Origin of the sequence: Bradyrhizobium sp. Rc3b (assembly GCF_900114915.1) — a bacterium.
Lineage (GTDB): Bacteria > Pseudomonadota > Alphaproteobacteria > Rhizobiales > Xanthobacteraceae > Bradyrhizobium.
In genome coordinates, this window is the sequence record NZ_FOUS01000027.1 from 17,486 (window position 1) to 40,573 (window position 23,088).

Below are 23,088 nucleotides of genomic sequence, written 5' to 3' on the forward strand. Positions count from 1 at the left end.
CATGACATCCGGCCGCCCCCCCGTTCTTTCAATTCGCGGGCTCTGCGTTGACTTTCCTAGCCGTCATGGCACGCTTCGTGCTGTCCGCGATGTCAGCCTCGAGATAGCACCTGGCGAAATTCTTGGGATTGTCGGCGAGTCCGGCGCAGGCAAATCAACCGTAGGGGCGGCGATCACGGGCTTGCTCCAGGCTCCAGGACAAATTAGCGCGGGCGAGGTTCGGCTTTCCGGCGACATCATCGATACGCGAGACGCCAACGCTATGCAGGCGTTGCGCGGGAGACGCATCTCGACCATTTTCCAGGATCCGTTGACCAGCCTCAATCCACTCTTCACGATTGAGAGGCAACTGGTTGATACGATCCGGGCTCATCGGGCTTTGTCACGGGCTGAGGCGCGAGTCGAGGCGGTGCGTCAGTTGGAGGCCGTCGGCATCCCTGAGCCTGCCCAACGAATGACGAACTGGCCGCATGAATTTTCAGGCGGCATGCGACAGCGCGCGGTCATCGCGCTCGCGCTCTGCTCGCAACCCGAACTAATCATTGCGGACGAGCCGACGACTGCACTCGATGTAACCGTCCAAGCACAAATTTTGAAATTAATTCAGAACTTGGCTCGTGAACGTCGGGTAGCGGTGATGCTTATCACCCACAACATGGGAGTGATTTCCCAAATCACCGACCGTGTCGCGGTAATGAAATCAGGGGAAGTCGTTGAGCTAGGAAAGACGTCGACAGTACTAAGTCGTCCATGTCACGAATACAGCCAAGCGTTGCTATCGGTCGTTCCGCGTGGTGACGTGAAGCTTAGTCGTTTTCCGGTCGCTGGGTCCGCTAGGAATATCGATGCCGCCATGAAGTGGTTGCTGGAATCTAACTCGCAGCACGGCTCTGGAGGCGCTGATGCACTTGTGGAGCTGCGCCGAGTCAATCGGGTTTTTGGAGTTCCGCGGCTGTTTGGAAGTGTGACGCACGGGGCATTCAAAGCGTTGGACAATGTGAGCCTATGCATCCGCCGCGGAGAGGTGATGGGGCTTGTCGGCGAATCCGGGTCCGGGAAAAGCACGATCGCCAAGATTGTCGCTGGCCTGAACCCTCCGAGTACCGGTGAGCTGCTTTTCAATGGGGAGGATGTGTACGCCGCGAGGTTCGAGGTGCGCCAACATATCCGCCGCCAGACCCAGATGGTGTTCCAAGACCCATACTCGTCGCTAAATTCGCATATGCGGGTGGCAGACATAATCATGGAGCCAATGATTCACTTTGGACTCGAAAAGAATAGGCAACTGGCAGAACCATTAATGTTGGAACTCCTGAACGCTGTCGGGTTAGAAGCAAGCGCGGCCCGCCGATATCCGCATGCGTTTTCGGGCGGCCAACGGCAACGCATTTCAATCGCCCGTGCCTTGGCTAGCCGTCCGAGCTTTCTGATTTGTGATGAACCGACGTCGGCATTGGACGTCTCAATTCAGGCTCAAATTTTGAATCTTCTGAAGGACCTACAAGAAAAGCTATCGCTGACCATGCTGTTTATCAGTCACGATCTGCCTGTGGTTCGTCAAATGTGCGACAGAGTCACGGTGCTGCAAAAGGGTCAAGTCTGTGAGATTGGGGAGGCGGATGATGTGTTTAATCATCCGCGACATCGTTACACCGAGACGCTCCTTTCGATGATACCGAGCATGCATCGTCCGGTCGAGCTCATCCAGGCGACTTCCTAAGGAGCGTATCGATCGAGCTGGCTCGTGATGCTTAACGACCTAACACCATATTCGTAGGCTCCTGCAGCCTCTCTCAAGTTGCTGCGCTGATGGAAGCAGCAAAATCTTGCGCAGAGACAATCAATCCTCCTAGTCCAACCCAATCCCAAGTCCATCGCGCACCGGGTTCCCCCTAGAAGTACAACCCTCTCAAACTGACCCGGAGATCTAAGCTATGCCCCCAAAACTTCCACGCACCGCTATCGACATTTTTCGCGCGAGTCCCGAAGTTTTGGAGACTATTCGGAAGGCTAAGCTATTCGGCTGGTGGGATTATCCGCTTGAGGGTGCCGCCACGGACAAGCCAGAAATGAATGACGTCGATCGGGCGTACTGGTTTTACAAGTGCGCTAACCCCATTACGCGAACTTCAAAGGAGGTGTCTGACGCGCTCTTTTTGAATGATAGTTCGATCATCAAACTGCCTGATCGGTTCGAAAAGAGCAGCTCAGTGACCATGAGCGCGGTTGGAGACTTGATCCAGGCCAACGGACTAGAACACTCCAAGGACCTACTCTTCGACGGCGTTGAAGATGTTGTTTTTGGGAAAGACATATCGTTCGGAAACTATGAGTCTCCTGTGGCAGAAGAAGCTGTCGTCAGGGATGCCATGGGGGATGGTCGTTCAGCCACGACGTGTTGCTCGCCCGCCCAATATTCGGCGCTGACGCAGCATCTGGGGAGGCACTTTTCAGTGCTCAACTTGGCGAACAATCACTCACTTGACTTGGGCGTTAAAGCGCTCCAGGTCACCCAAGATCTCTGCTCGCAGAACGGAATTCTAGATATTGGCGCACCGCGACGTGCCGAAGAGTATGGCAAAGGTCGGCTTCTTACCAAACAAGGCATCAAGATCGGGTTTGTGTCGGCCACTTTTGGTCTTAATGCCCATCAACTGCCGGACGGTCATGGCCATCGAGTCCATGTTTCAAGGCTCGTCTCGAAACACGTGCCAGCTGACTTGGAGCTTCTTAAAGCACAGATCAGAGATTGCAAGGAGCAGGGCAGTGACTTCATCGTGGCGTCCGTCCATTGGGGTTTCGAGCATGAATTTTTTCCTAGACTCTCACAAATTGAGGCCGCCCATGCGTTGGTTGAGGAGGGTGTCGATCTACTGCTTGGACATCACCCGCACGTGGTTCAGCCGGTCGAATATTACAGAACACAAAGGGATCCGTACCGTGTGGCCACCATTGCGTACTCCTTGGGAAGCTTGACTTGGGACTGGTGTACGGCACCACATCTCATTCTGAGCCTAATTTTGGATATCGAGTTGGCCAAAGGCCAGATAGATGGCGCAAATCGTACTTACATCGCGAAATGTGAGATAGTCCCTGTCTTCCGAAGCATCTTTTACCGTGGTGACAAGAAACTGATGCGCATCGAAAAACTACGACAGCACATCGCCGCCGAGAGCAACGGCGTAGGCGGCTTGAAGGAAATGGAGCACTACGTCAATCTGATCTCCGGCCAAGCTGGATCCTGACTGCCACAGTCTCGATTGACCCACATTCAGTGTTCGTATGACCTGATCGCGGAGCCGGCTGCACGCTCGCGGCTCCGCGCGTCGAGCGGAGCCATGCCGTAGGTAGCCTATGGCTACCGTGCGGCCGCGCTGGGGTAGTCTGTCGCCAGTTGTCTCGATCGATGCTCCATGTCCGTGAGGCTCGCATCAATACTGCCGTCGCATTGACCGGCCGTGCTTACATCCGCGTCACCTTTGCGCCGCTGAAATCGCCGATGGCTGGGTCGCCGGTCGCTGCCACCACGGCGGACGATCGCCGTAGTGAAACGGTCGCTCGAACGCTGAACTCAAGCGTCGACACCTCATTCTTCGGTCGAGGGGTTCTACTTCGTCTCTGTTGTTCCGTGCAGCAGCGATCGGAAAATTCTTGTGTAATGAAGTAATCAGGCGAAAACTGAAGCGACAACGCACGGAAACGAAGGAGAAGCTTACGATCGAGCGGTTTCCTGCTGGCTTTTACCATTATCCTGACGGCACATGAATCGTCGCAGCGCACGGCGAATGCGGGTGATCTGGGTCCCGCAAAAAGGGTAAGCCGCTGGCAACAGCTAAAGCTGAAATCCTATGGCTCAGATTTTCATGGAAACGGTGACGGTTAGGGAAGGCGGAGTGGAAGGGTTGAGGATCTTCCAAAATCTAAAGCGCGTTAACTCGACCAATGCTTGGCCGCTGAATGAACCGCCTCGTCTTTTCCTCGACAAAAATGGCGCGCGAGCGGCGACAACGTGGAATGCATCGGGGGTGTAAAACTAGACTCTGTCCTGCACGCTTTGAACGGGCTTGGAACGCTTATTCCACGCCGTCAGAAAGGCATTTCCGTTCTTTGCTTCAAAGGCACTGCAGCCGGCAATCGAACTTAGAGTGAGCACGCGATGAGCATCTTCCCCACAATAAGAGACGTTATCCTTGCTTCTGGGAACGGAAGCTTCTTTTATGATGATCAAGCTGCGATACGGGCTGGCGTTGTTCAGGATGGTTTTCGTTATCTCGGGGCACCGGTGACGCCAGGATTCACCACGATTCGTATGCCATCTCGGTCGCTCAGCATTGGCCTTGTGTTGTCGGACGATGCGATCGTCTGGGGCGATATGATGAGCGTACAATACTCAGGCGCAGGCGGTCGTGACCCACTGTTTCAAGTCGACGCAATTGAAAGACTCGCCAGATCTGTCGTAATCCCGCGGCTTCTTTCCGCTGACGTGTCTAGTTTCCTCGGTGCTTGTGACCGCGTCCTCGCAAGCCACAACGAGACGCGATTACCGCTTGCCATCGAATACGGTGTGAGCCAAGCTTTGCTTCGCGCTACTGCTCATTTTGCACGGACCACACTCGCCGAGGTGATCTGTTCGGAATTCTCTTTGCCATTGCCGGATCAGCCTGTTCCAATCTACGCTCAGAGTGGGGATTCGAGAGAAGTCAACGTCGATAAGATGATCCTCAAGTCTGTCGACATCCTTCCGCACGGATTGATCAACTCGCGAGAAAAATTCGGCGCTTCCGGCGAGACGTTTCGTGACTTCGTCAAATGGGTCGCCAAACGCATAGCGGAAGTTGGAGAGCCCGGGTATCGTCCTATCTTGCATTTTGACGTTTATGGTTGGATCGGTCTCGAGATTGGAATGGAAGCGGTGAAAATCGCTGATTTCATCGCGCGGCTTGCGGACGAAGTCCCCGGTTACCGAATTCATATTGAATGTCCGGCAGACTTCGGGTCAACGGAAGCTCAGCTTGACGAATATGCAAGGATCGTCGCGCTTCTCGACAGGCGCGGCACAGAAGCTCGGATTGTGGTCGACGAGCGATGCAATACGCTTGACGAAATCCGGCTCTTCGCTGAAGCAAAAGCGGCTCACCTGGTTCAGATTAAGATGCCGGACGTCGGTTCGATCGCCGATAGTGCCAGCGCCGTCCTGGTTTGCAGGGAAAATGACGTCGGCGCATACGTTGGGGGAAGCTGTACCGAAACAGACCTGTCGGCGAGGGCGGCGGTCAACATCGCAGTTGCGACACAGGCTGATATGATGCTCGCGAAGCCTGGGATGGGGGTTGATGAGGCCATCTCAATCGTCGGGAATGAGCAGAACAGATTGCTTTCCGTTCTTAATTATCGGCGTTTCCGGAACCCGATCCGCAATGTCGGGACGGCATCCGCATGAGAAAGCCGCTCGAAGGTATTACTGTCGTTACGGTTGAGCAAGCGGTAGCAGCGCCTTATGCTTCTTCGCGCCTTGGGGATGCTGGGGCACGCGTCGTCAAAGTCGAACGCCCAGAAGGGGACTTCGCGCGAAGCTACGACAAGCTCGTTAAGGGCCAGAGTGCGTATTTCGTTTGGCTAAATCGCGGGAAATAGTCAATCTGCCTCGACCTGACCCTCGATGAAGACCGAGCAGTTCTCGATGCGATGGTTGCCGAGGCGGATGTTTTCATCCAGAATCTAAAACCCGGTAGCATCGCAAGGCTTGGTTCCGCAGATCTTCGCAAGCGCTTTCCCAGCCTGATAACCTGTGACATCTCTGGATTGGCGGCGAAGGCGTCCTATCGCATTTGAAAGCGTATGATCTAATCGTGCAAGCGGAAACTAGGCTTTGCGCGATACCGGGACAGTAGATGGCCCGGCGCGCGTCGGTGTCTGTGTGTGATATTTCAGCTGGCATGACCGCTCTGAATGCCATTTTGCAGGCGCTCCTCACACGTGAACGCACCGGAGAAGGAGCGACTATTCAAGTCTCGCTTATATTCCGGTCCTTCAATACGATTACAGCGGCTACCACAGTGCGCGGGCGGGAGTAAACCACCCGAAGATCTGCAATCGTTTCCTGAGTTTTAGCTTCCGCATGTTCCAGAAACCGCCAGGCTAATCGGTCGGGAGCAGCTTCAGTTCGTGCGGCGCGACGCCTTTCTGATCAATATCGCCTGCGGCTCGTTAATTGCAGAACACGAGCTCATCGAGGCACTCCAAGCGGGCACCATTGCCGGAGCCCTCCTCGACGTATTCGAGCGAGAGCCACTTCCGGCGGACAGCCCGCTGTGGACGATGCCCAACGTCATCGTCACTCCACATGTTGCCGGTTGGCTGAGTGACTACAACACTCGCGTACTGGAGATCTTCAGCGACAATCTGCAGCGATTCCTCGAAAAGAAGCCCCTGCGGAACGTGGTCGACCTGAAGCGAGGGTACTAACCAGCGCGCTCAGTACTTTGAGACGATCGTGGTCTGGTTCAATAAAGAGGAAACGAGAGCGTAACATCGCCGCTGCGATCTGGCCGCGGCCTATCGCCTGATTGCCCACTTCGGCATGGATCATCTGATCTACACTCATCCGTCGGCACGTCTGCCTAGCAAGGAACATGGTTTCCTGCTCAATCCGTAGCACGGAATTGCGGCTTGAACTCTTCTGTTTCTGTTTCTGTTTCTGTTTCTGTTTCTGTTTCTGTTTCTGTTTCTGTTTCTGTTTCTGTTGCGGTTGCTGCGGGCATGTGGCAGCGCCTTGGCGTTATCCAAGCGCAGCGACATGGCCACAGCGTCACGAGCTCAGCTTTCGGGCGGGTTTGGGGCTTCGGCGCAGGGCTCTCGCCGGTGAGGTCGAGCCGATGAGCATTGTGGACGAGGCGGTCGAGCACGGCGTCGGCATAGATGGGATCTCCAATGAGCACATGGCACTGGTCCACGGGAGGGCGTTGAGGCGATCGAGGGTCGCGTGGTCTCCTAATTGTAGTAACGCGGTCCGCGGATGTTGGCATGCAGGATCGGCGCATCGTCCGCGGAGCGTTGATGAGTGGACGCCGATCGAGATTGCTGGCGAGGATCGACTTGACCGAGCCGTAGGTGCGCGCGCCGATGTCGATTGCCCGCGCAGGCGCGACGTCCAGCCGTTCGCGCCCATAGGAGGCGGCAAGCCTGAGGATGCTGAGGCAGGTGGGGAAGCCTTGCTCGGGGTGCGAACGCTCGTCGAGAATGAGGTCGCACAACGTGCTGGTCGCCGGCCCGATCGCGGCAGTCCTGGCGGATACGCGCAATGGTCCAGCCGGCGTAGCGCCGATGGCTCGAAGCCATGTGTTCCGGCCCGTGGTCTTGCCGCTCATGCGCTGATGCGCGGCAATCCGCTCGCCCTTGTGGAAGATCTCGAAGGTGCGGGTGGCGAACCGCACCTCGACCTCAGCGCGGGCGAAAGCCATGCGGGACGCTGTAGTACTGCTTCTCCACTTCGACGTGATAATCGAGGCGGACACTCGGCGTAGGGGCCCGCCGGCAACGGCTTGAGCGCCAGCCGGTCGACCTCCTCAAGAAACCTGCGGCGCGGTACGCCGAGCCCCCGGATCAACCGCTCCTCGTTGAGCCGCATGAGCAACTCGCCAATCACCGCATTGACGTCGGCAAAGGCTGTAGAAGGTGCGATGGCGCAGGCGACGAGGAGCCAACGCTGGACAATCAGGACGGCTTGCTCGACCTTCGCCTTATCGCGCGGCCACGCCGGCAATATGGCAGTGCCGTAATGCGCCGCCATCTCCGCGTAAGTGCGATGATCTGCGGGTCGTAGAGGCGCGCCTTGATAACCGCGATCTACGGCTGGCGTGCGATCTCGACGACAACGACGCGATGATCCTAAAACACCACGGCTCGCTCACGGTCGGGCGCCGTGGCTGAGGCGTTCTAAAACTTGTACACTTGGAGCGAACCTGCCGCATCTAGATCGCGGCCACGCAAGGCGGGAAAAGTAGTCGCACAAACCGGCTCAACCGTTGGGAGGGCTTTACCACGCCCTGTTCTCGACGGAAGGGGATCGCGGCGCCGAGCGCGCTGCGGTGATGGCCACGCTCATCATGACAGCGCGTCTCGATGACATCGACCCGAAAGCCTGGCTTGCCGACGTATTCGCGCGCATCGCCGATCTGCCGCAGAACCGTCTGCGCGAGCTGTTGCCCTGGAACTGGACGCCTTCTGCGCAGACACCCTCCACCCAGGAGGCGTAGCCATGCATGTCAACGAGATTTATGCCTCTTCACCTTTGCTTCGCTAAGGACCTCGGAGAAGACGAGGAATGTATCTGGGACGTGGCCAATGGAATGGACACAGAGGATGGCGTTGCCTGGGTTTACGCAATTGGTGACGACCAGGTCATGGCGTTCGCCGTCTTCGGCATCCAGAGCCTGACCGAGCTCATCAGGCACAGGGAGGACCCCGGACTCCTCAAGCGCTGGAATCGGTGAGCCCCCTGTCCGCGGTCTAGCTCGGATGGATAGACAAAAAAGGTCTTGCACTACCTGATCAAGATCGTCCCCGGCTCGGCGGTTATCCGGTTATCCTGCCCGCGCCAGCGATCCGCCGCCCGGCAATACCGTCGCGTGGCGCAGGCTGTCACGCCTCACCGGCATCGCGCTGGGCGTCATGGTCGGACGAGAATTTGTGGGTAATTGAAAGCTCAACCGGAGGAATACGCAGCGAGTGATCCGCCTAATCATGGATCGAAGCGCTTGTTGGCGCGCGCTGCCAAGGGCACGCGCGCCGGAACAAGCCGCAGACGCGCTCCGCGATAAGTACGAGCTCGGCGTCCACATTGTGAACCGCGGTTCCAATCGCCGATCAACGCGAGCGAGTATGGTCGCGAGCCCGTTGCTTATTGTTCAGGTCAGATCGAAGAAGTCGGTTTCGTCCTCAGAATTATAGAAGACGAAATAGCCGTCGGTTCAATCCAGCTTATAAAGCGATCTGTTATTCTTATATAGTATCTTTCTGGCGCCCTCAATTGCCTCATCGAAACTAAGGCTTCCTCCCACAACGTGTTCAGTGAGAGCCTGTGCCAAGTATCGCTTACCCCAGCGACCAGCGAGCCAGTAGAGCTCAGGAATCTGAGAGGCGTCACTTGCGTACATTATTTTGGAGAGTGGAACGACCTCCATAACTTGCATGTATCGCTGGAACAGACTCTGATGCACAAATGGTGTCATGACCGACAATTCAAAATAGCAGTTTGGGTACAAATGACTAAGCCAAGCGGCCTTTCCTACTGACGGATAACCTGCATGTAGAGGAATTATTTTAGGCATACGCATTACGTCATCTCGGTCGAAGCGGCACACCTCCTCAAGAAAAAAGGGATCTTGATTGCGAAGTATCACAAAAGGAGCTTCTCCATCTCCGGTATGAATCTGCATTGGAATGTCGCGCTTTAGGCACTCTTCTAGTGCGATTGTGAAATTGTAGCGGCGGAGATCTTTCGAGATGTTGTAAACGGCTTCTCGATCTCTGGGAGGAATCTTGTGAAAGGACTCCCTAAGAGTTTTCCAAGATTCCCGAGCCACCTCACGATCATAAAGTGGCCTGATCAAGCCTATAAATGGGAGAAGATAGGACTTCATTCCATAGGATTTTCTTCCATAATTTCCTTCTCCTCCTCCATCGAGCATTTCGTGCATCCTCGTAACGAAGCGATGCTCGTACTCCTCGAATGAAATGTCGAGAGGAAAGAGCTCTCTTTGGATCATCTCTATTCTGGCGAGACGGTTGGTGCGGCAGGGCAGTATGGCTTCTTCAAACCGCGATATCTCGACCGCCCCACAACCTTCAGAAAATCCCGTATCCAGCATAATGTTCTCGTAGTTCACATCCCGGAGCAGGCTGTTTACGTAAGCCCAGTAATTCTTTCCCCGTTCATTCCTTGCCTCTATGACCGCCTCAAGTCTTGGCTCACAGCTCAAAAACTGCGAGAGCTCCTTAACAAGAAACTTCATGAATACGCTTTCAGCAATATCACGAGTGATGCCAGCGACCTTGTTCTGGATATCAAGTGCCTTGTTGAGGTCGTGCCTCGTTTCCTCGTCACCATTTAGCCACCGATCATACACGCCCTCTGGAAAGTAATATGCGATACCATAAGCGCCCAAAGATATGCGCTCCACATAGCGCTGCGGAGTCGTTACGGCATCTCGATCGGTCATCATGTGACAATGCGTGTCGTCGATCGGCAGATTGTTCACTGCCTCAAACACCTTAATGAACTCGGGATGCTGCTTAGAGAGAAACAGCGGGAGATGATCAAGTTGACTTGAGGGGTTGATTTGGGCGGTCATCGTCTTCGCAGCTCCCAGTCGGTGGCTCTTTGGCCGCAACGTCAATACGAGATGAAGTGCACACTCGCTACGGTTCCAGAATAAGAGGCGCTTTCCGAGCGAACCGAGTGCGCGCCTAAGTGTAGCATGCATTTCTGAGGATGCTTTGAGCTTTACATCCGTGGGCGACGATGCATTTGTGCATGTACCGCCCCTTTTGTGCAGCTTTTGACCAACAAGCCAAGTCGGCGGGTTGCACTGCGCCGGACACCTTCAGATCGGCTGGGTAGGATCGATACATTCGTGGCTCGTCATTCAATTGGTGCCGTTACCACGAACATTTTCGCTGTCGCGGCGAGAGGCCGACATCGTTGTGACGTTGGATCGCCCCAAACAGTGGCGACTAATCCTGTCGAAGCTGACCGACTACACACTCAGCGTCTATGCGGCGGAGCAATACCTCAGGCGCGAGGGCCCGATCATAAGCCAGGACGAACTAGCCGGCCGTTTGTTCGTGACGCATGTCGAGGACATGACTTGCAGCCGCGCCTTGGACTATGCGTCCGTTCTCGGTCGCCTCATGTCACGCAGATACGAATGCGGCAGCGTCGTCGCGCAAATGGAAGCGGTTCGCGCCGGGCATGACATAGGGATCCTCCACGACTATGCAGCGCAACGGTGTCAGGAACTGAAGCGCTTGCTGCCCGAGGTAAGGTCCGTGCGCAACTATTGGATCACCTCTCATCCGGATACGCACGAGACACGCCGGGTCCAAGAGGTGCATCGGTTCATCTCCGGATCCGTGAAGGCCGCGAGGGCCTCATTCGTATCGGACGACATGGCGAGGGAAGCAGAGGCGGAAGCATTGCACGGCTTCTCCAGATTGTCATCCGCTTAGCGGACGAGGCGGCGTCAGATGGCGATCAACAGCAAAAGGATTCAGGTGTATCGGCTCGGTAAGAATGGCCCGGATCGAGAGAGATGTCGTGATCACCAGGACTACGAAACAATCTAGACGATAACGGAACTGGTCCAATGGGCGTGCTTGGAAAGAGCCGCCTCAATAGTCTCTCTTTGCAGGTTCGTATTATCACCGCTCAGGACAACCACCAGTACACTCTCATGGTACGCATCCAACGGATTGGCCGGCGTTAGCTGAACGTCGCCGCTCGCGATTTGAACGAGATACCTATTGTTTGCTTGCTCAGATGTGACAATAACACCCTTGATCCGCTCTGCTATTTTTGCCAAATGAGTCAAAGACCGGCGTATCCTCGGTTGGTCGACCAAATCTTTCGTGCGCAGAACCATGGTGCTGAATGAATTGTCGGCGATCTCAGCGTCGCTCGCGGCGGGAAGCACTTTTGAGGGGCGCCGCGTCAGAGTAGGTGTGCCGTCCCGCAAGCAGATGGCACTGGCATCGACTTGGCTACGATGGGCGCGTACAATGATCACCTCTGGGTTGAGCTCATGCAAGATCGCGTCGACATGGGAGAGCCGACTTGCAGGTACAAGGTCGATCTTATTCAGGATCAGCCCGTCGGCCGCTTCGATTTGTCGCTTGACCAGATTGCCGACAAACTTGTCGTTCAAACGATCGATGATAGTTGAAGCGTCGACCACAGTAATCATGGCTTTGAGGCTCAATTCTCGCATGCCTCGGCTATAGTATGAAATGCGGCAAGGGTCGCCAACGCCGCTGGCCTCGACCAGAACGCGCTTCAGGTGGGGGCGAAAGGCGACCATCCAATCGAAGGCTTCTCCGAGGCGATCGGTGACGGAGCAACAGACGCAACCATCTTGAATGCCTAGCATTAGTCCAGCCCCTTTAATCACATGTTGAGCATCGACGTTGATAGGCGCGAGGTCGTTTACGATAACTCCTGTCTCTTTCGGGTCCCACGTCTGTAAGAGATGATTGACAAGGCTTGATTTGCCCGAGCCGAGATATCCGCCAATTATGATGACATCTAGCGTCATTGATGTGCTCTAATAGCTACTAGGAAAGTACTTTCCTTCGAAAACGGTGCCGAGGACCTTGATTTCTCGGATGCACTCGGGTGGCACTCCGAACGGATCGCTGTCCAGCACAGTGAAGTCCGCTTTCTTGCCCGAGCGAATACTGCCGACTTCGCTATCCATTCCGAGTATGTAGGCGGCGTCGATAGTGATGGCTTTCATCGCCTGCTCGACCGAAATGCGCTCATGTTCTCCCATAATCTTACCCGTTTCGCACAGGCGGTTGACCGCAACCCAGGCGTTCACCAATGGTGCAGCGGGCGCCATGCTGAAGTCTGAGTGCAATGAGAAGCGAATATTGTTGGATGCCAAAGTGCCGAGCCGGGACATCTGCGATGCCCTCTCATAACCGAGTATACCCTTGTAGAATCGGTCGCTCAGCTCATGAACGTAGTAGATGTTGACCGAAGCATTGGCTCCGAGCTCGGCAGCACGCTGGATTTGCTCTGGTGTGCTCACTCCCATATGCTCGATCACGAGCTTGCGTCCAAATCGCGGGCGCCGAGCTTGCAGATGCTCGAGCGTGTCGAGAACAAGTTCCAGACCTAGATCGGCGGAGGTGTGAACATGAATGACGTTTCCTGCATCCCAATAGGCCTCGGCACCCTGGCGTAGAATCTCGGGCGACGTAATCCAGTGGCCATCTTGGCCCTCGATCCGACCCGGCCAGTTGAGTTGCATCAGGTTGGAGAAGAATCCGCCGTCGGCGAACAACTTGACCGATTTGCCGAATTGCGCGCGGACGGTTTTCTTTGCACGAATAGATTTGAGATCAGCCATGCGCGCAGGAATGTCGACCGAGTCCGCGCCGAAGGGAATCCCGACGGGGGTCATCTGCACTCTGAACGGGGTATTTTCGTCGAAGGCTTCGTGGCAAAGCTGCCATTCCAGCTCTTCTCCGCCGATTTTGCCAAAGGCCATGTCGCCGATCGTGGTGGTGCCCCCAGCATGTATAACGTCTCTGAAGGCTCTATATCCAGCTTTGATGCGTTCGGGTTCGAGGAGATGGTTCCGCAAGCGTGACAGCACCATGGCCATGCCGCTTTCGTAAAAGAACTGTCGCTCAGCATCCACTTGAGGGTGCTTCTCCGCGTCCTCACTTGTTATGCGGGCCCATGCCATCGCGGCGTCATTGAGGTAAAGCGAGTGAAAGCCACGGTGCCAGACGACGATTGGCCGCCTGCTGGAGATACGCGAAAGCACGCCTCCACTCAAAGGTCCGTGCCACAACTCGTGATAACCCCAGCTCACGAGCGGCTCACCCTCAGGAAGCTGGCTTTCAATCTCCGTCAGGCGATTGAGGAATTCATTTTGCCCACGAACGGCTGTAAGCGCGCGGCCAGGCAATTTCCAATCCACGCCAGTGATCCAATGCATCGGAAGGAGAATCGAAGCCAGAGCAGGGTGCACATGCGGGTCTATAAAGCCGGGCATCAGCACGGCATCTCGAAAGGTATCGTCGATCTGAGGTGTTTGGCCTGCGAACCACGGCCGCACGGACTCGGCCGTACCAACCTCGAGTATCCGAGAGCCTCGAACCACCACAGTATCGGCGACTGGGAAGGATGGGTTCATCGTGCGGATGGTCTTCGCCCTGTAGATGGTCGTCTTTTCCACCGCGATCTCCTTTTAATTAGGGGTGTGAATGGCCTCGCTGTGCAGCGACCGCGAAGACTTGGTGCGAGTTCGCTAGTCGGAACCGATGTCGCCCACAAAATCCTTGGGATGGAAAGCTTGTTCTTGCTCGCGAGTGCCAAGGGACATCAATGCAAGCGACGCTTCCATTCGCTCCCTCATGCACTCGCCTCAACGAGCTTGCCACCGCTGCTTGCGGTCAGCTCTTGCTCACTGTCCAGCCGGTCTCAAAGACCAAGGCCCACGGCACGATGGCCTTCCAGGGGTGCGCCCGATAACTTCTCGTAGTGGTCGGGACAATGGCCAGTCGTCCATCCTACGCCGCATCCCGTCCGGTCGGCGCTTCATCAGCCGAGCACTCCCAAATTCGTTCGCCCTCGACATACGTGCCGAGGACCTTTAGGTCGAGCACGTGCTCGGGATCGACGGTACGTGGGTTCTTATCGAGGAGCACGAAATCTGCATATTTGCCGATCTCAATGCTCCCGAATTCGTTGTGCTTTCTGAGGTGGAAGGCGGCGTCGATTGTCACGGAGCGGAGGGCCGAGTCGATGTCCATGATTTGATCCGGACCAATGACGTTTCCGGCGCGGCTTCGACGAGTGGTCGCTAGATGTAGGCAAAGGAGCGCGTGCGGCCAAGTCATTGGCGGATCGCAGTGGAGCGAACTCCGCATCCCCATTCGGACGGCGCTCCCGGCTGGCACAAACTTCGCGGCCGCTTCCGGTCCAAGGAGGGCGTCCCGGAGTGCTTCGCCCCAATAATACAGGTAAGGCAAGAAGAAGCTGCAGACGACGCCCAGTTTGTTGCAGCGGTCTATTTGGTCTTCGCGCAACGTTCCGCAATGCTCGAGCCGAAATGGACGCTTTGCTTCGGGAAACTCATTGAGCGCCACCTCGTACGCATCCAGAACCGCGTCGATCGTGCGATCGCCATGCGTATGGACCGACATTTGATGCCCGCGGGCCGCGTAAGCCCTTATTATTCGCTTCAGCTCTTCGGGCTTGTAGTTCATATGACCGACGCTATCGCGCGGAAGTCCCATACTCGTAAGGGTGATTTCGTTGTTGAGGTATGGCTTTGTCAACCACACGTTCCCCATGAGGACGGACCCATCACCCCACATCTTGATACCGGCCATCGCGAACCGATCGTTTCCTCCCTCAAAGGGAATCGTCTCGATTCCTTCGGGAACGGCTCTCTGATAGCAAAAGACCCGAATGGGCATTTGCTCGCGCTCCAGAGTCTTCTTGTAGAAGACGCTGGTCATTGGCGTCAGTCCCATTTCCGAGCTGGTTGTATATCCAGACTTTGAGAACTTCCACAGCCAATCTCGTAACGAGTCGATACCCCGCTGCTCGCCACAGATCGCATAGAAACTCTCGACGATGTAGTCGCGCGAGCGCTCCTCAAATTTCCATGGTTCACCATTCTCATCGTAACGAACGTGCCCGCCAGGAACGACGGGGGTCACTCGTGTAATTTTAAGTGCCTTAAGTGCCGCCGTATTGAGAAATATTCCATGCATGTTCGACACCTGCACGGCGATCGGAATCGTCGGTGAGAGTTCGTCGAGCTCTGCTTTGCTAGGCTCTTTGGCGCCCACGTGGAGCTGGGCGTCAAGGCCAAGGAACCAGAGGAAATCTCCCTGCTTTGCCTTGCTAACTCTTCTTCTGATCTTGGCGAGAGCCGCCTCGTAGGTAGGCGTATGCACTGATCGAATATCGACCACCGGATCGCCCCAACACAGAGCGCTAAGCAGAGGATGGCCATGTGCTTCGACGAAACCAGGTAACATCGTGCGCCCGGCGAGATCGACCATGGTGGTTTCGGAATCACGGTAGCTACTGACGGCTTCCCAAGATCCAGCGGCGATTATTTTTCCCTTGGATATCGCGACCGCTTCAACTTGCATCTGGTCGCGGTCCATCGTGACGATCGGACCGCCGTGAAAAATCTTGTCTGCACCCATCTGTGCTCCTTCTGCCTGCTTCCGGGCGTCACGCGCCGTTGGTTTGCCGTTCAAACATTTTTGTTTGCGGTTCAAACAATTCCGTGAGGCTGCCGGTTGGCAGTTCGCCGCGCATTCCTATGAATACGAGCTCGCTTCTCTGATCGGCCGAGGATGAAAGGCGTAGATCGATCGTCGAGCGCTTGCCGATCAGCTGGAAAATGCCGCTCTGATCGGTCAAATCCGAAAATCGAACGATGCCCTTCGCGCGCAGGATCGAGGCAGGAAGAGCCTTTACGATCGCAGCGAAGTTGGCTTGGCTACCGACACTCCCTGACCAGGACCAGCTCTCAAACGTGTAGGAGTGATCACGAGTCGTGTAGGTCGCGCTGCAGGCGGCACAGGCTCCATCCCGGCATGGGCTTTCGGTTTGGTCACACCGAAATGTTGTCTTCCGCCTCGAACAAATCTGGTGTGGCGCCTCAACGTCGCTATCAGAGAGCAACATGAACGCCGGAAGGACAGCATTACGCGTTCTTATAATTCTCATCATAGGCAACGCGCCGCGGAGCGTCGCGATAACTTCGTCGACGACTGCCGGCGTCACTAGGTCGGTCTTGTTGAGTAACACATAGTCCGCGACCGCGGCCTGATCGATTGCCAACTCAGTGTTTTCGAAGTTGAGGCCCGGAAAGTTCTCGGCATCGACAACGCAAATCGTACGATCAACTTTTAGCCGGCAGGACACCGCCGGCTGCATAAATGCATCGGCGATTGCCATCGGATTCGACACGCCACTCGTCTCGAGCAAAACTCCGTCGAACCTGGGTTCTGAAGACGCGATAGATAGAATTGAACTTAAGAGATCATCCTTGATGCTGCAGCACACACATCCATTTGTAAGAGAAATGATGGAGTCGCTCTGCGATGCAACGAGCTTCACATCAATATTGAGCGCGGCAAAATCGTTGACGAGAACAGCCAGCCGCTGCCTAGTCTGCTGCAGCATGTTGTTCAGAAGGGTCGTCTTACCGGCACCTAGAAACCCGGACACGATCGTAACCGGTAATTGTTGCTCCCGGGCGAAGTGTAACATCGCGGCATATCCTCGGAGCCTGCGGCAACGGTTACGCTCGTCCGTCGCCCGCCACACTTTTCCTGTACGAAGTGCGCGTGGTTGGATCACCAACGAAATCCGCAGCGACGAAGCGATTGCCTGAATAAATTATCATAACAATTCTGTCAATGGTGAATATTTACGCTATAATTTCATGAATTGACTATGCTCGACGTGCGGCCGAAACGGCCGTCGTCACTTTGTAAGCTAAGGCGGATCGCCGTCGCACTACCTAAAGCGCCAGGTGGGGAGAGGCTCGCTACGCCGGCCAGGTCAGACGCTTCAATTGACGTTCGCCTCTTCACAGTGCCGATCGCGAGCCGTTCGAGCGTATTCAATTCTGTTGGGGCCGCTCCCTAGCTACGGCCTTATCGTGGGCATCGCCGCCGTCCCAAGGAGCCCGGTTGTATAAGCCGGCGGCCGAAGGGAGGGGACGATTGGTTTCCTGCGCTCCCTTTTCGATGAGGTTGCGTAAGGTGCGGCGTGTGTTTAAGCGACTTTTGGATGTGTCTCGCTTGCGAAAAGGTGAGCATTGCTAGTAGTGCGGAGGAGTGATCACCCACACGACTTTAGCAGGCACCGTCCCGGGGTTCGCGCAGCGATGTTGCGAAGTGCTGCTAAAGGAGAAGCTGTCTCCTTCCTCGAGCTGAAACAGCTTCCCGTCGACCCACAGGTCCAGTTGTCCCGCGATTAGCACCCCCGCCTCATTGCCGTCATGGCTGTATTCCCCGCTATCGGCCCCCGGCTCAATTGTACTCATGAGAAGTTCTAGCGGCCCGGCGAGATTGGGAGAGAGCAGCTCCTCGGCGATGCCGAGGCCGGTGAAGGTCAATCGTCGGCGGTACGCCTTGCGAACGACGACGTCGCGTTCGTCGGCGGTCGCCTGCATGTTGCCATTGAAGAACCAGTTCATGTGCACGCCGAGAACGTCGCTCAGCTTTTTCAATACCCCGATCGGCAACTTCGATTGGTTTCGTTCCAGCTGACTCAAATAGCCGACCGAAATGTCGGCGGCTTGAGCAAGCTGGGCCAGCGTCAGCTTCTTGATCTTCCTTAGCTCGCGAATCTGTCCGCCCACGGCGGCTTCTAGATTCAAGTCGCCTTTCGCTTCAGAGCTCGCCCATTCGTCAGCCGCCCGTATCGATCTAATCGCCATCGTCTCTCGTCCCTCCGCAGGGCGCGTTGCCGTTACGACAAGCCCCCCTGCAACCCAGTCAAACAACCAACCCTCGATAGTCATCAAGGCTTGATCGTTCGAACCTGTGCATACGCAGCGACAAACGGTCCCGATTCTCTATACGGGACAACCGCAGAAAAAACACCTACAAGCATGAAAAGACTATTCACATTTGTGAAAAAATAATGAATAATTTCACAATCGGTCGTTGGAGCTCTAAATATGACTCTTCCAAAGTCGGCTCAAGTCGTCATTGTTGGCGGCGGTATCATGGGTTGCAGCCTGGCGTACCACCTAACTCTTCGCGGTTGGACCGATGTCGTTCTGTTTGAACGCAAGCAACTCACCTCCGGGACGACATGGCATGCGGCCGGTTTGGTTGGCCAGCTAGGAGCAACCCACAATCTGACGCGGTTGGCCCAATATACGACTGAGCTCTATGGGCAACTCGAACGAGAGTCGGGTCAAAACACCGGTTATCGCCAGATCGGGTCGTTGGCAATTGCGACCAATCAGGAGCGCTTCGAGGAATTGAAGCGGGGGGCCTCAATGGCTCGCTGTTTCGGGCTGGAAGTAAACGTCCTTACGGCGAGGGAGGCGGGCGATCTTTGGCCATCAATGGCAACCGAAGATCTTGTAGGTGCAGTTCATCTTCCTAAGGATGGTCAGACCAATCCGGTGGACACGACGCATGCGCTGGCGAGGATGGCCAAGCTCCGTGGCGCGAAGATTTTTGAGCGCACTGCCGTAACCGAGATAATGATTGAAAATGGCCGCGCGGTCGGTGTTCGCACCAAGAATGGCGAAATCACCGCCGAATTTGTCGTCAATTGCGCGGGCATGTGGGCGCGGGAGCTCGGTGCAAGCGCGGGTGCGACGGTGCCGCTTCACGCGGCCGAGCACTTCTACATTGTCACCGAGCCGCTGCCCGACATCAAGAGGCACCTTCCCGTATTGCGTGACGCCGATGCTTGCACCTATTTCAAGGAAGATGCCGGCAAGCTGCTGGTCGGCTGGTTCGAACCCGTTGCCAAGCCTTGGGGGATGGAGGGAATACCCGAGAGTTTCGAGTTCGATACGCTACCGGATGATCTCAATCACATCGAGCCCCTGCTTGAAGGTGCGATCCGTCGCGTTCCGGCGCTTGCGAAGACGGGAATCCAGTTGTTTTTCAATGGACCGGAGAGTTTTACTCCGGACGATCGCTATATGCTTGGCGAGACGCCGGAGGTACGAAATCTGTTCGTGGCGGCGGGCTTCAATTCCATCGGTATACGTTCTGCGGGTGGAGCAGGCAAGGTGCTTGCCGATTGGATCGTCGATGGTCACCCGCCGATGGACCTGTGGGACGTCGATATACGGCGCGTGATGCCGTTCCAATCGAACCGTCGCTATCTCCGGGATCGAACGGTCGAGTCGCTTGGCCTGCTGTACGCGATGCACTGGCCGTTCCGACAGCCGGAGACAGCGAGAGGTGTCCGACGTTCTGCGCTACACGACCGCTTGCTCTCGCGGGGGGCCTGCTTCGGTGAGGTCGCGGGCTTCGAGCGACCCAATTGGTATGCGCCAAAAGGGCGCGAGGCCAAGTATGAATATAGTTTCGGGCGGCAAAATTGGTTCGACTATTCCGCGGAGGAGCATCTCGCGGTGCGCGAGAGGGTCGGGCTGTTCGACCAATCCTCCTTCGCCAAGTTCGTGTTCGAGGGCGAGGACGCCGAGCACATTCTCAATCGAATCTGTGCGAATAACGTCTCGGTTCCGGTCGGGCGCATCATCTACACCCAGTGGCTCAATGAGCGTGGTGGCATCGAGGCGGATCTGACGATAACCCGCGAAAGCGAAAAGCGCTTCCTCATCGTAACCGCCGTCGCCACGCAGGTCAGGGACTTGGCCTGGTTGAAGCGCAACATTCCGGAAGGTGCACGGGCATTGGCTGTCGACGTCAGTTCGGGCTACTCGGTGCTCGGCGTGATGGGTCCGAAGTCCCGGAGTTTGTTGAGCAAGTTGACGGATGCCGATCTGTCGAACGTTGCGTTTCCATTCGCGACCTCGAAGGTCATCGATCTTGGTTATGCCAAGGTGCGGGCAAGCCGCATTACCTATGTCGGCGAACTCGGATGGGAATTGTACGTTCCGACCGAGTTCGTCCAGGGCGTATTCGACGTTCTTCTCGAGGAGGGGGCTTCATTCGACATGCGCCTCGCTGGCTACCACGCGATGAATTCTTTGCGGATGGAGAAGGGATATCGGCACTGGGGCCACGACATCACCGACGAAGATACCCCGCTGGAGGCCGGGCTCGGGTTCGCCGTCGCTTGGTCCAAGCCGCAAGGATTTATTGGGCGCGATGCCTTGCTGCGTCAGAAAGAAGACGGGCCGAAGCGCAAGATGGTCCACATCGCGCTAGAGGATCCCGCGCTGCTGCTCTACCACAACGAACCGATTTGGCACGATGGTCGGCTCGTAGGGCGCGTCACGTCTGGCATGTACGGTCACAGCATCGGAGCCTCTCTTGGTCTGGGTTACGTCGAGAATCCCGACGGCGCAGGAGTGGATGCTGCCTATTTGCGGGGCGGCAAATTGGAGGTCGAGGTCGCAGGCGTGCGCGTGCCCGCCCGTGCTTCGCTACGCGCGTTCTACGATCCCGCCAACAATCGGGTGAAGGACGTCGAGGTGGCCGTGTCTGTGGCGGCTTCCTGATCGGTAGGTATCATGTCCGAAATCAGCATCGTATCCGCGTGCCCCCATCCACAGAGCTCGCCTGTCTCTGGATCCTCGAGAGGACGAATCAATCGTCCTGACTTCGTCTTGACGTTTTCTTGTCCGGATCGGATCGGCATTGTTCACGCTGTCTCTGGCTTCCTGGTCACCCATGGATGCAATATCCGAGACAGTGCTCAATTCGCTGATCGCAGCGTCGGCAAACTGTTTATGCGCATTTCGTTCGACGCGCCAGATAACATTGCAATCTCGCATTTGCGGTCGGAGTTTTCCGGGGTCGGAAAGTCGTTCGACATGAATTGGCAAGTGCATGATTCCCGCTCGAAGCCACGGATCATGATTATGGTTTCCCGCGCCGGGCACTGCCTAAACGACCTTCTGTTTAAATACTCCACGGGAATGCTCGATGTCGAGATTCCGTTGATCGGTTCGAATCATAAGGACTTCCATCGCCTCGCGGCGTCCTACGACATTCCTTTTCATCATCTACCCATCACCCCCGAGACAAAGCTGGCCCAGGAAGCAAAGCTAATGGAGCGGGTCGAGCAGGAACGCATCGACTTGGTTGTCTTGGCCCGATACATGCAGGTTTTTTCGGATGGGCTCTGTCAGAAGATGTCCGGACGGGTCATCAATATCCATCACTCCTTCCTGCCAAGCTTCAAGGGAGCGCGCCCTTATCATCAAGCCCAGTTAAGGGGTGTCAAGTTGATCGGCGCGACGGCCCACTATGTCACCGCGGACCTAGATGAGGGGCCGATCATCGAGCAAGACGTATTGCGCGTTGATCACTCCCTCACGCCCGAGGAACTCTCGGCAGTGGGACGAGATGTAGAGGCTGCAGTATTGACGCGAGCCGTTAAGTTTCACGCAGAAAACCGGGTTCTGTTGAACGGCAACCGCACCGTGGTCTTTCGGTGAGTATAACGATCTGGGCAAACGGGACATGAGCGCAGTGTTGATCAATGGCGTTGTTGTGGCGAGACAGCTTCATGCTGAGTTGCGCGGTGCCGTCGAAATTCTCGTGGAGCGGGGAGCGACCCCTGGTCTTGCCGTTGTGCTTGTAGGCGATGATCCTGCAAGCTCGGTTTACGTTCGCAACAAGGTGCGCAGGTCGGTCGAAGTGGGATTGCGCTCGTTCCATCACGAGTTGCCAGCCTCAACCAGCGAAAGTGATCTTCTGGCATTGATCAAGCGCCTGAACGCCGCCGAAGATGTTGACGGCATTCTGGTTCAACTGCCGTTACCCTCTCACATCAATGCTCAGAAAGTAACCGCGACGATCGATCCGGCAAAGGACGTGGACGGTTTCCATCCCAATAATGTCGGCAACCTGTCGCTCGGCGCTCCCGCTTTGGTCGCCTGCACGCCCCTGGGGTGTATGCTTTTGATCAAAAGCGTTCGCAAGAATCTTGTCGGGCTTTCCGCAGTCATCGTCGGCCGATCAAACATAGTCGGGAAGCCGCTATCACAGCTCCTGTTGCAAGAAAACTGTACGGTTACCATAGCGCACTCAAGGACTGAGGATCTTCCTTCGGTCTGTTGTGGTGCGGACATTCTGGTTGCCGCGGCTGGACGCGCAGGGTTCATTCGTAGCGATTGGATCAAGCCTGGTGCAATCGTCATCGATGTCGGCATCAATCGCATCGAACGCGATGGTAAGCAACAATTGGTCGGCGATGTGGATTTCGAGGGTGCGCGCTGCGTCGCCGGTGCGCTGACACCAGTCCCGGGCGGAGTAGGTCCGATGACCATCGCGTGCTTGCTCAGGAATACGATCGAGGCCGCCTGCCGCCGCCGCGGGATTTCTTCGCCGCTTGCCAATGCCGCGGACTAATCACCGCAGCGCAGGCTCCCTTCGGGGGCAAGCGCTTGTCCTTCCAATATTGATCAAACACAACTTCCAACGGGGATCTTGGAGGAGCCGCGGGCCCGACGCTCCGTTGCCGATGCGGCGTTGTTCGCGCTGCGCGCTCCACTTGTACTAGACTTGGCTAAGGACGTCCATGATGCTCAATGTCTTTCTATCGAAGACGAGGCCGAATGGGCCTGGAAGGCGCAGCACTGCGCAGTCGCGTGCCCGAGTTGTGCAGCCGCGAACAGGCTTGGTTGTTATAGCTACAAGACCATAGACCGA

The 23,088-nt window shown here is 56.1% G+C and carries 14 protein-coding genes and 4 pseudogenes; 11 read left to right on the top strand and 7 right to left on the bottom strand.

What is annotated here, in order from left to right:
- Nucleotide 1 precedes the first annotated feature (1 nt).
- The 5 genes and pseudogenes from BM190_RS37970 to BM190_RS37990 all read left to right on the top strand — a co-directional run.
- A complete protein-coding gene (locus BM190_RS37970) occupies nucleotides 2-1,720 on the top strand; it encodes a dipeptide ABC transporter ATP-binding protein (RefSeq protein ID WP_092262917.1) in 1,719 nt (572 codons plus the stop codon).
- A gap of 214 nt (nucleotides 1,721-1,934) precedes the next feature.
- Complete coding sequence (locus BM190_RS37975) at nucleotides 1,935-3,245, top strand: CapA family protein (RefSeq protein ID WP_092262919.1); 1,311 nt, start codon at nucleotides 1,935-1,937, stop codon at nucleotides 3,243-3,245.
- 911 nt (nucleotides 3,246-4,156) lie between these two features.
- Entirely contained in the window at nucleotides 4,157-5,440 is a 1,284-nt protein-coding gene (locus BM190_RS37980) for a methylaspartate ammonia-lyase (RefSeq protein ID WP_092262921.1), read from the top strand.
- Nucleotides 5,437-6,088: pseudogene (locus BM190_RS37985) on the top strand (CaiB/BaiF CoA transferase family protein); the annotation flags it as partial. The gene BM190_RS37980 and the pseudogene BM190_RS37985, both read left to right, overlap by 4 nt.
- A gap of 35 nt (nucleotides 6,089-6,123) precedes the next feature.
- Nucleotides 6,124-6,465 (top strand): annotated as a pseudogene (locus BM190_RS37990) (NAD(P)-dependent oxidoreductase); the annotation flags it as partial.
- A gap of 386 nt (nucleotides 6,466-6,851) precedes the next feature.
- On the opposite strand, the pseudogene BM190_RS40965 reads toward BM190_RS37990, so the two are convergent.
- Nucleotides 6,852-6,956 (bottom strand): annotated as a pseudogene (locus BM190_RS40965) (ATP-binding protein); the annotation flags it as partial.
- A gap of 1,107 nt (nucleotides 6,957-8,063) precedes the next feature.
- Here BM190_RS40965 and BM190_RS38000 point away from each other — a divergent pair.
- Nucleotides 8,064-8,255 (top strand): annotated as a pseudogene (locus BM190_RS38000) (transposase domain-containing protein); the annotation flags it as partial.
- 93 nt (nucleotides 8,256-8,348) lie between these two features.
- Nucleotides 8,349-8,492, top strand: coding sequence for a hypothetical protein (locus BM190_RS41805; protein ID WP_349516947.1), 144 nt, complete (start codon nucleotides 8,349-8,351; stop codon nucleotides 8,490-8,492).
- Between the two features lie 477 nt (nucleotides 8,493-8,969).
- Here BM190_RS41805 and BM190_RS38015 read toward each other — a convergent pair whose 3' ends face one another.
- Nucleotides 8,970-10,352 (bottom strand): amidohydrolase family protein, encoded by a 1,383-nt coding sequence (locus BM190_RS38015; protein ID WP_092262979.1) that lies wholly within the window; start codon nucleotides 10,350-10,352, stop codon nucleotides 8,970-8,972.
- 301 nt (nucleotides 10,353-10,653) lie between these two features.
- Between BM190_RS38015 and BM190_RS38020 the strand changes: the two genes are divergently transcribed.
- Nucleotides 10,654-11,229, top strand: a complete 576-nt coding sequence (locus BM190_RS38020; protein WP_349516949.1) for a LysR substrate-binding domain-containing protein — start codon at nucleotides 10,654-10,656, stop codon at nucleotides 11,227-11,229.
- Nucleotides 11,230-11,342: 113 nt separating this feature from the next.
- Here BM190_RS38020 and BM190_RS38025 read toward each other — a convergent pair whose 3' ends face one another.
- The 5 genes from BM190_RS38025 to BM190_RS38045 form a co-directional block, all read right to left on the bottom strand.
- Entirely contained in the window at nucleotides 11,343-12,311 is a 969-nt protein-coding gene (locus BM190_RS38025; protein WP_092262931.1) for a CobW family GTP-binding protein, read from the bottom strand.
- A 9-nt stretch (nucleotides 12,312-12,320) separates the two neighbouring features.
- A complete protein-coding gene (locus tag BM190_RS38030) occupies nucleotides 12,321-13,967 on the bottom strand; it encodes an amidohydrolase (protein ID WP_092262935.1) in 1,647 nt (548 codons plus the stop codon).
- Nucleotides 13,968-14,301: 334 nt separating this feature from the next.
- Nucleotides 14,302-15,957, bottom strand: coding sequence for an amidohydrolase (locus BM190_RS38035; RefSeq protein ID WP_143109180.1), 1,656 nt, complete (start codon nucleotides 15,955-15,957; stop codon nucleotides 14,302-14,304).
- Between the two features lie 28 nt (nucleotides 15,958-15,985).
- A complete protein-coding gene (locus BM190_RS38040) occupies nucleotides 15,986-17,032 on the bottom strand; it encodes a CobW family GTP-binding protein (RefSeq protein WP_092262943.1) in 1,047 nt (348 codons plus the stop codon).
- A gap of 556 nt (nucleotides 17,033-17,588) precedes the next feature.
- Nucleotides 17,589-18,209: a helix-turn-helix domain-containing protein gene (locus BM190_RS38045; protein ID WP_092262982.1), complete on the bottom strand. Its 621-nt coding sequence runs from the start codon at nucleotides 18,207-18,209 to the stop codon at nucleotides 17,589-17,591.
- Between the two features lie 243 nt (nucleotides 18,210-18,452).
- Here BM190_RS38045 and BM190_RS38050 point away from each other — a divergent pair, with 243 nt between their 5' ends.
- From BM190_RS38050 to folD, 3 genes are read left to right on the top strand one after another with little or no spacing between them, the layout of a single operon-like run.
- A complete protein-coding gene (locus BM190_RS38050; protein ID WP_092262946.1) occupies nucleotides 18,453-20,930 on the top strand; it encodes a GcvT family protein in 2,478 nt (825 codons plus the stop codon).
- A gap of 12 nt (nucleotides 20,931-20,942) precedes the next feature.
- Entirely contained in the window at nucleotides 20,943-21,872 is a 930-nt protein-coding gene (gene purU, locus BM190_RS38055) for a formyltetrahydrofolate deformylase (protein WP_092262949.1), read from the top strand.
- Nucleotides 21,873-21,897: 25 nt separating this feature from the next.
- Nucleotides 21,898-22,788, top strand: coding sequence for a bifunctional methylenetetrahydrofolate dehydrogenase/methenyltetrahydrofolate cyclohydrolase FolD (gene folD / locus BM190_RS38060; protein WP_092262951.1), 891 nt, complete (start codon nucleotides 21,898-21,900; stop codon nucleotides 22,786-22,788).
- Nucleotides 22,789-23,088 lie beyond the last annotated feature (300 nt).

Coding starts and splice junctions, on each gene's coding strand:
- BM190_RS37970 (WP_092262917.1), top strand. CDS start 2: ATGACATCCGGCCGCCCCCCCGTTCTTTCAATTCGCGGGCTCTGCGTT.
- BM190_RS37975 (WP_092262919.1), top strand. CDS start 1,935: ATGCCCCCAAAACTTCCACGCACCGCTATCGACATTTTTCGCGCGAGT.
- BM190_RS37980 (WP_092262921.1), top strand. CDS start 4,157: ATGAGCATCTTCCCCACAATAAGAGACGTTATCCTTGCTTCTGGGAAC.
- BM190_RS41805 (WP_349516947.1), top strand. CDS start 8,349: ATGGACACAGAGGATGGCGTTGCCTGGGTTTACGCAATTGGTGACGAC.
- BM190_RS38015 (WP_092262979.1), bottom strand. CDS start 10,352: ATGACCGCCCAAATCAACCCCTCAAGTCAACTTGATCATCTCCCGCTG.
- BM190_RS38025 (WP_092262931.1), bottom strand. CDS start 12,311: ATGACGCTAGATGTCATCATAATTGGCGGATATCTCGGCTCGGGCAAA.
- BM190_RS38035 (WP_143109180.1), bottom strand. CDS start 15,957: ATGGGTGCAGACAAGATTTTTCACGGCGGTCCGATCGTCACGATGGAC.
- BM190_RS38040 (WP_092262943.1), bottom strand. CDS start 17,032: ATGTTACACTTCGCCCGGGAGCAACAATTACCGGTTACGATCGTGTCC.
- BM190_RS38045 (WP_092262982.1), bottom strand. CDS start 18,209: ATGGCGATTAGATCGATACGGGCGGCTGACGAATGGGCGAGCTCTGAA.
- BM190_RS38050 (WP_092262946.1), top strand. CDS start 18,453: ATGACTCTTCCAAAGTCGGCTCAAGTCGTCATTGTTGGCGGCGGTATC.
- purU (WP_092262949.1), top strand. CDS start 20,943: ATGTCCGAAATCAGCATCGTATCCGCGTGCCCCCATCCACAGAGCTCG.
- folD (WP_092262951.1), top strand. CDS start 21,898: ATGAGCGCAGTGTTGATCAATGGCGTTGTTGTGGCGAGACAGCTTCAT.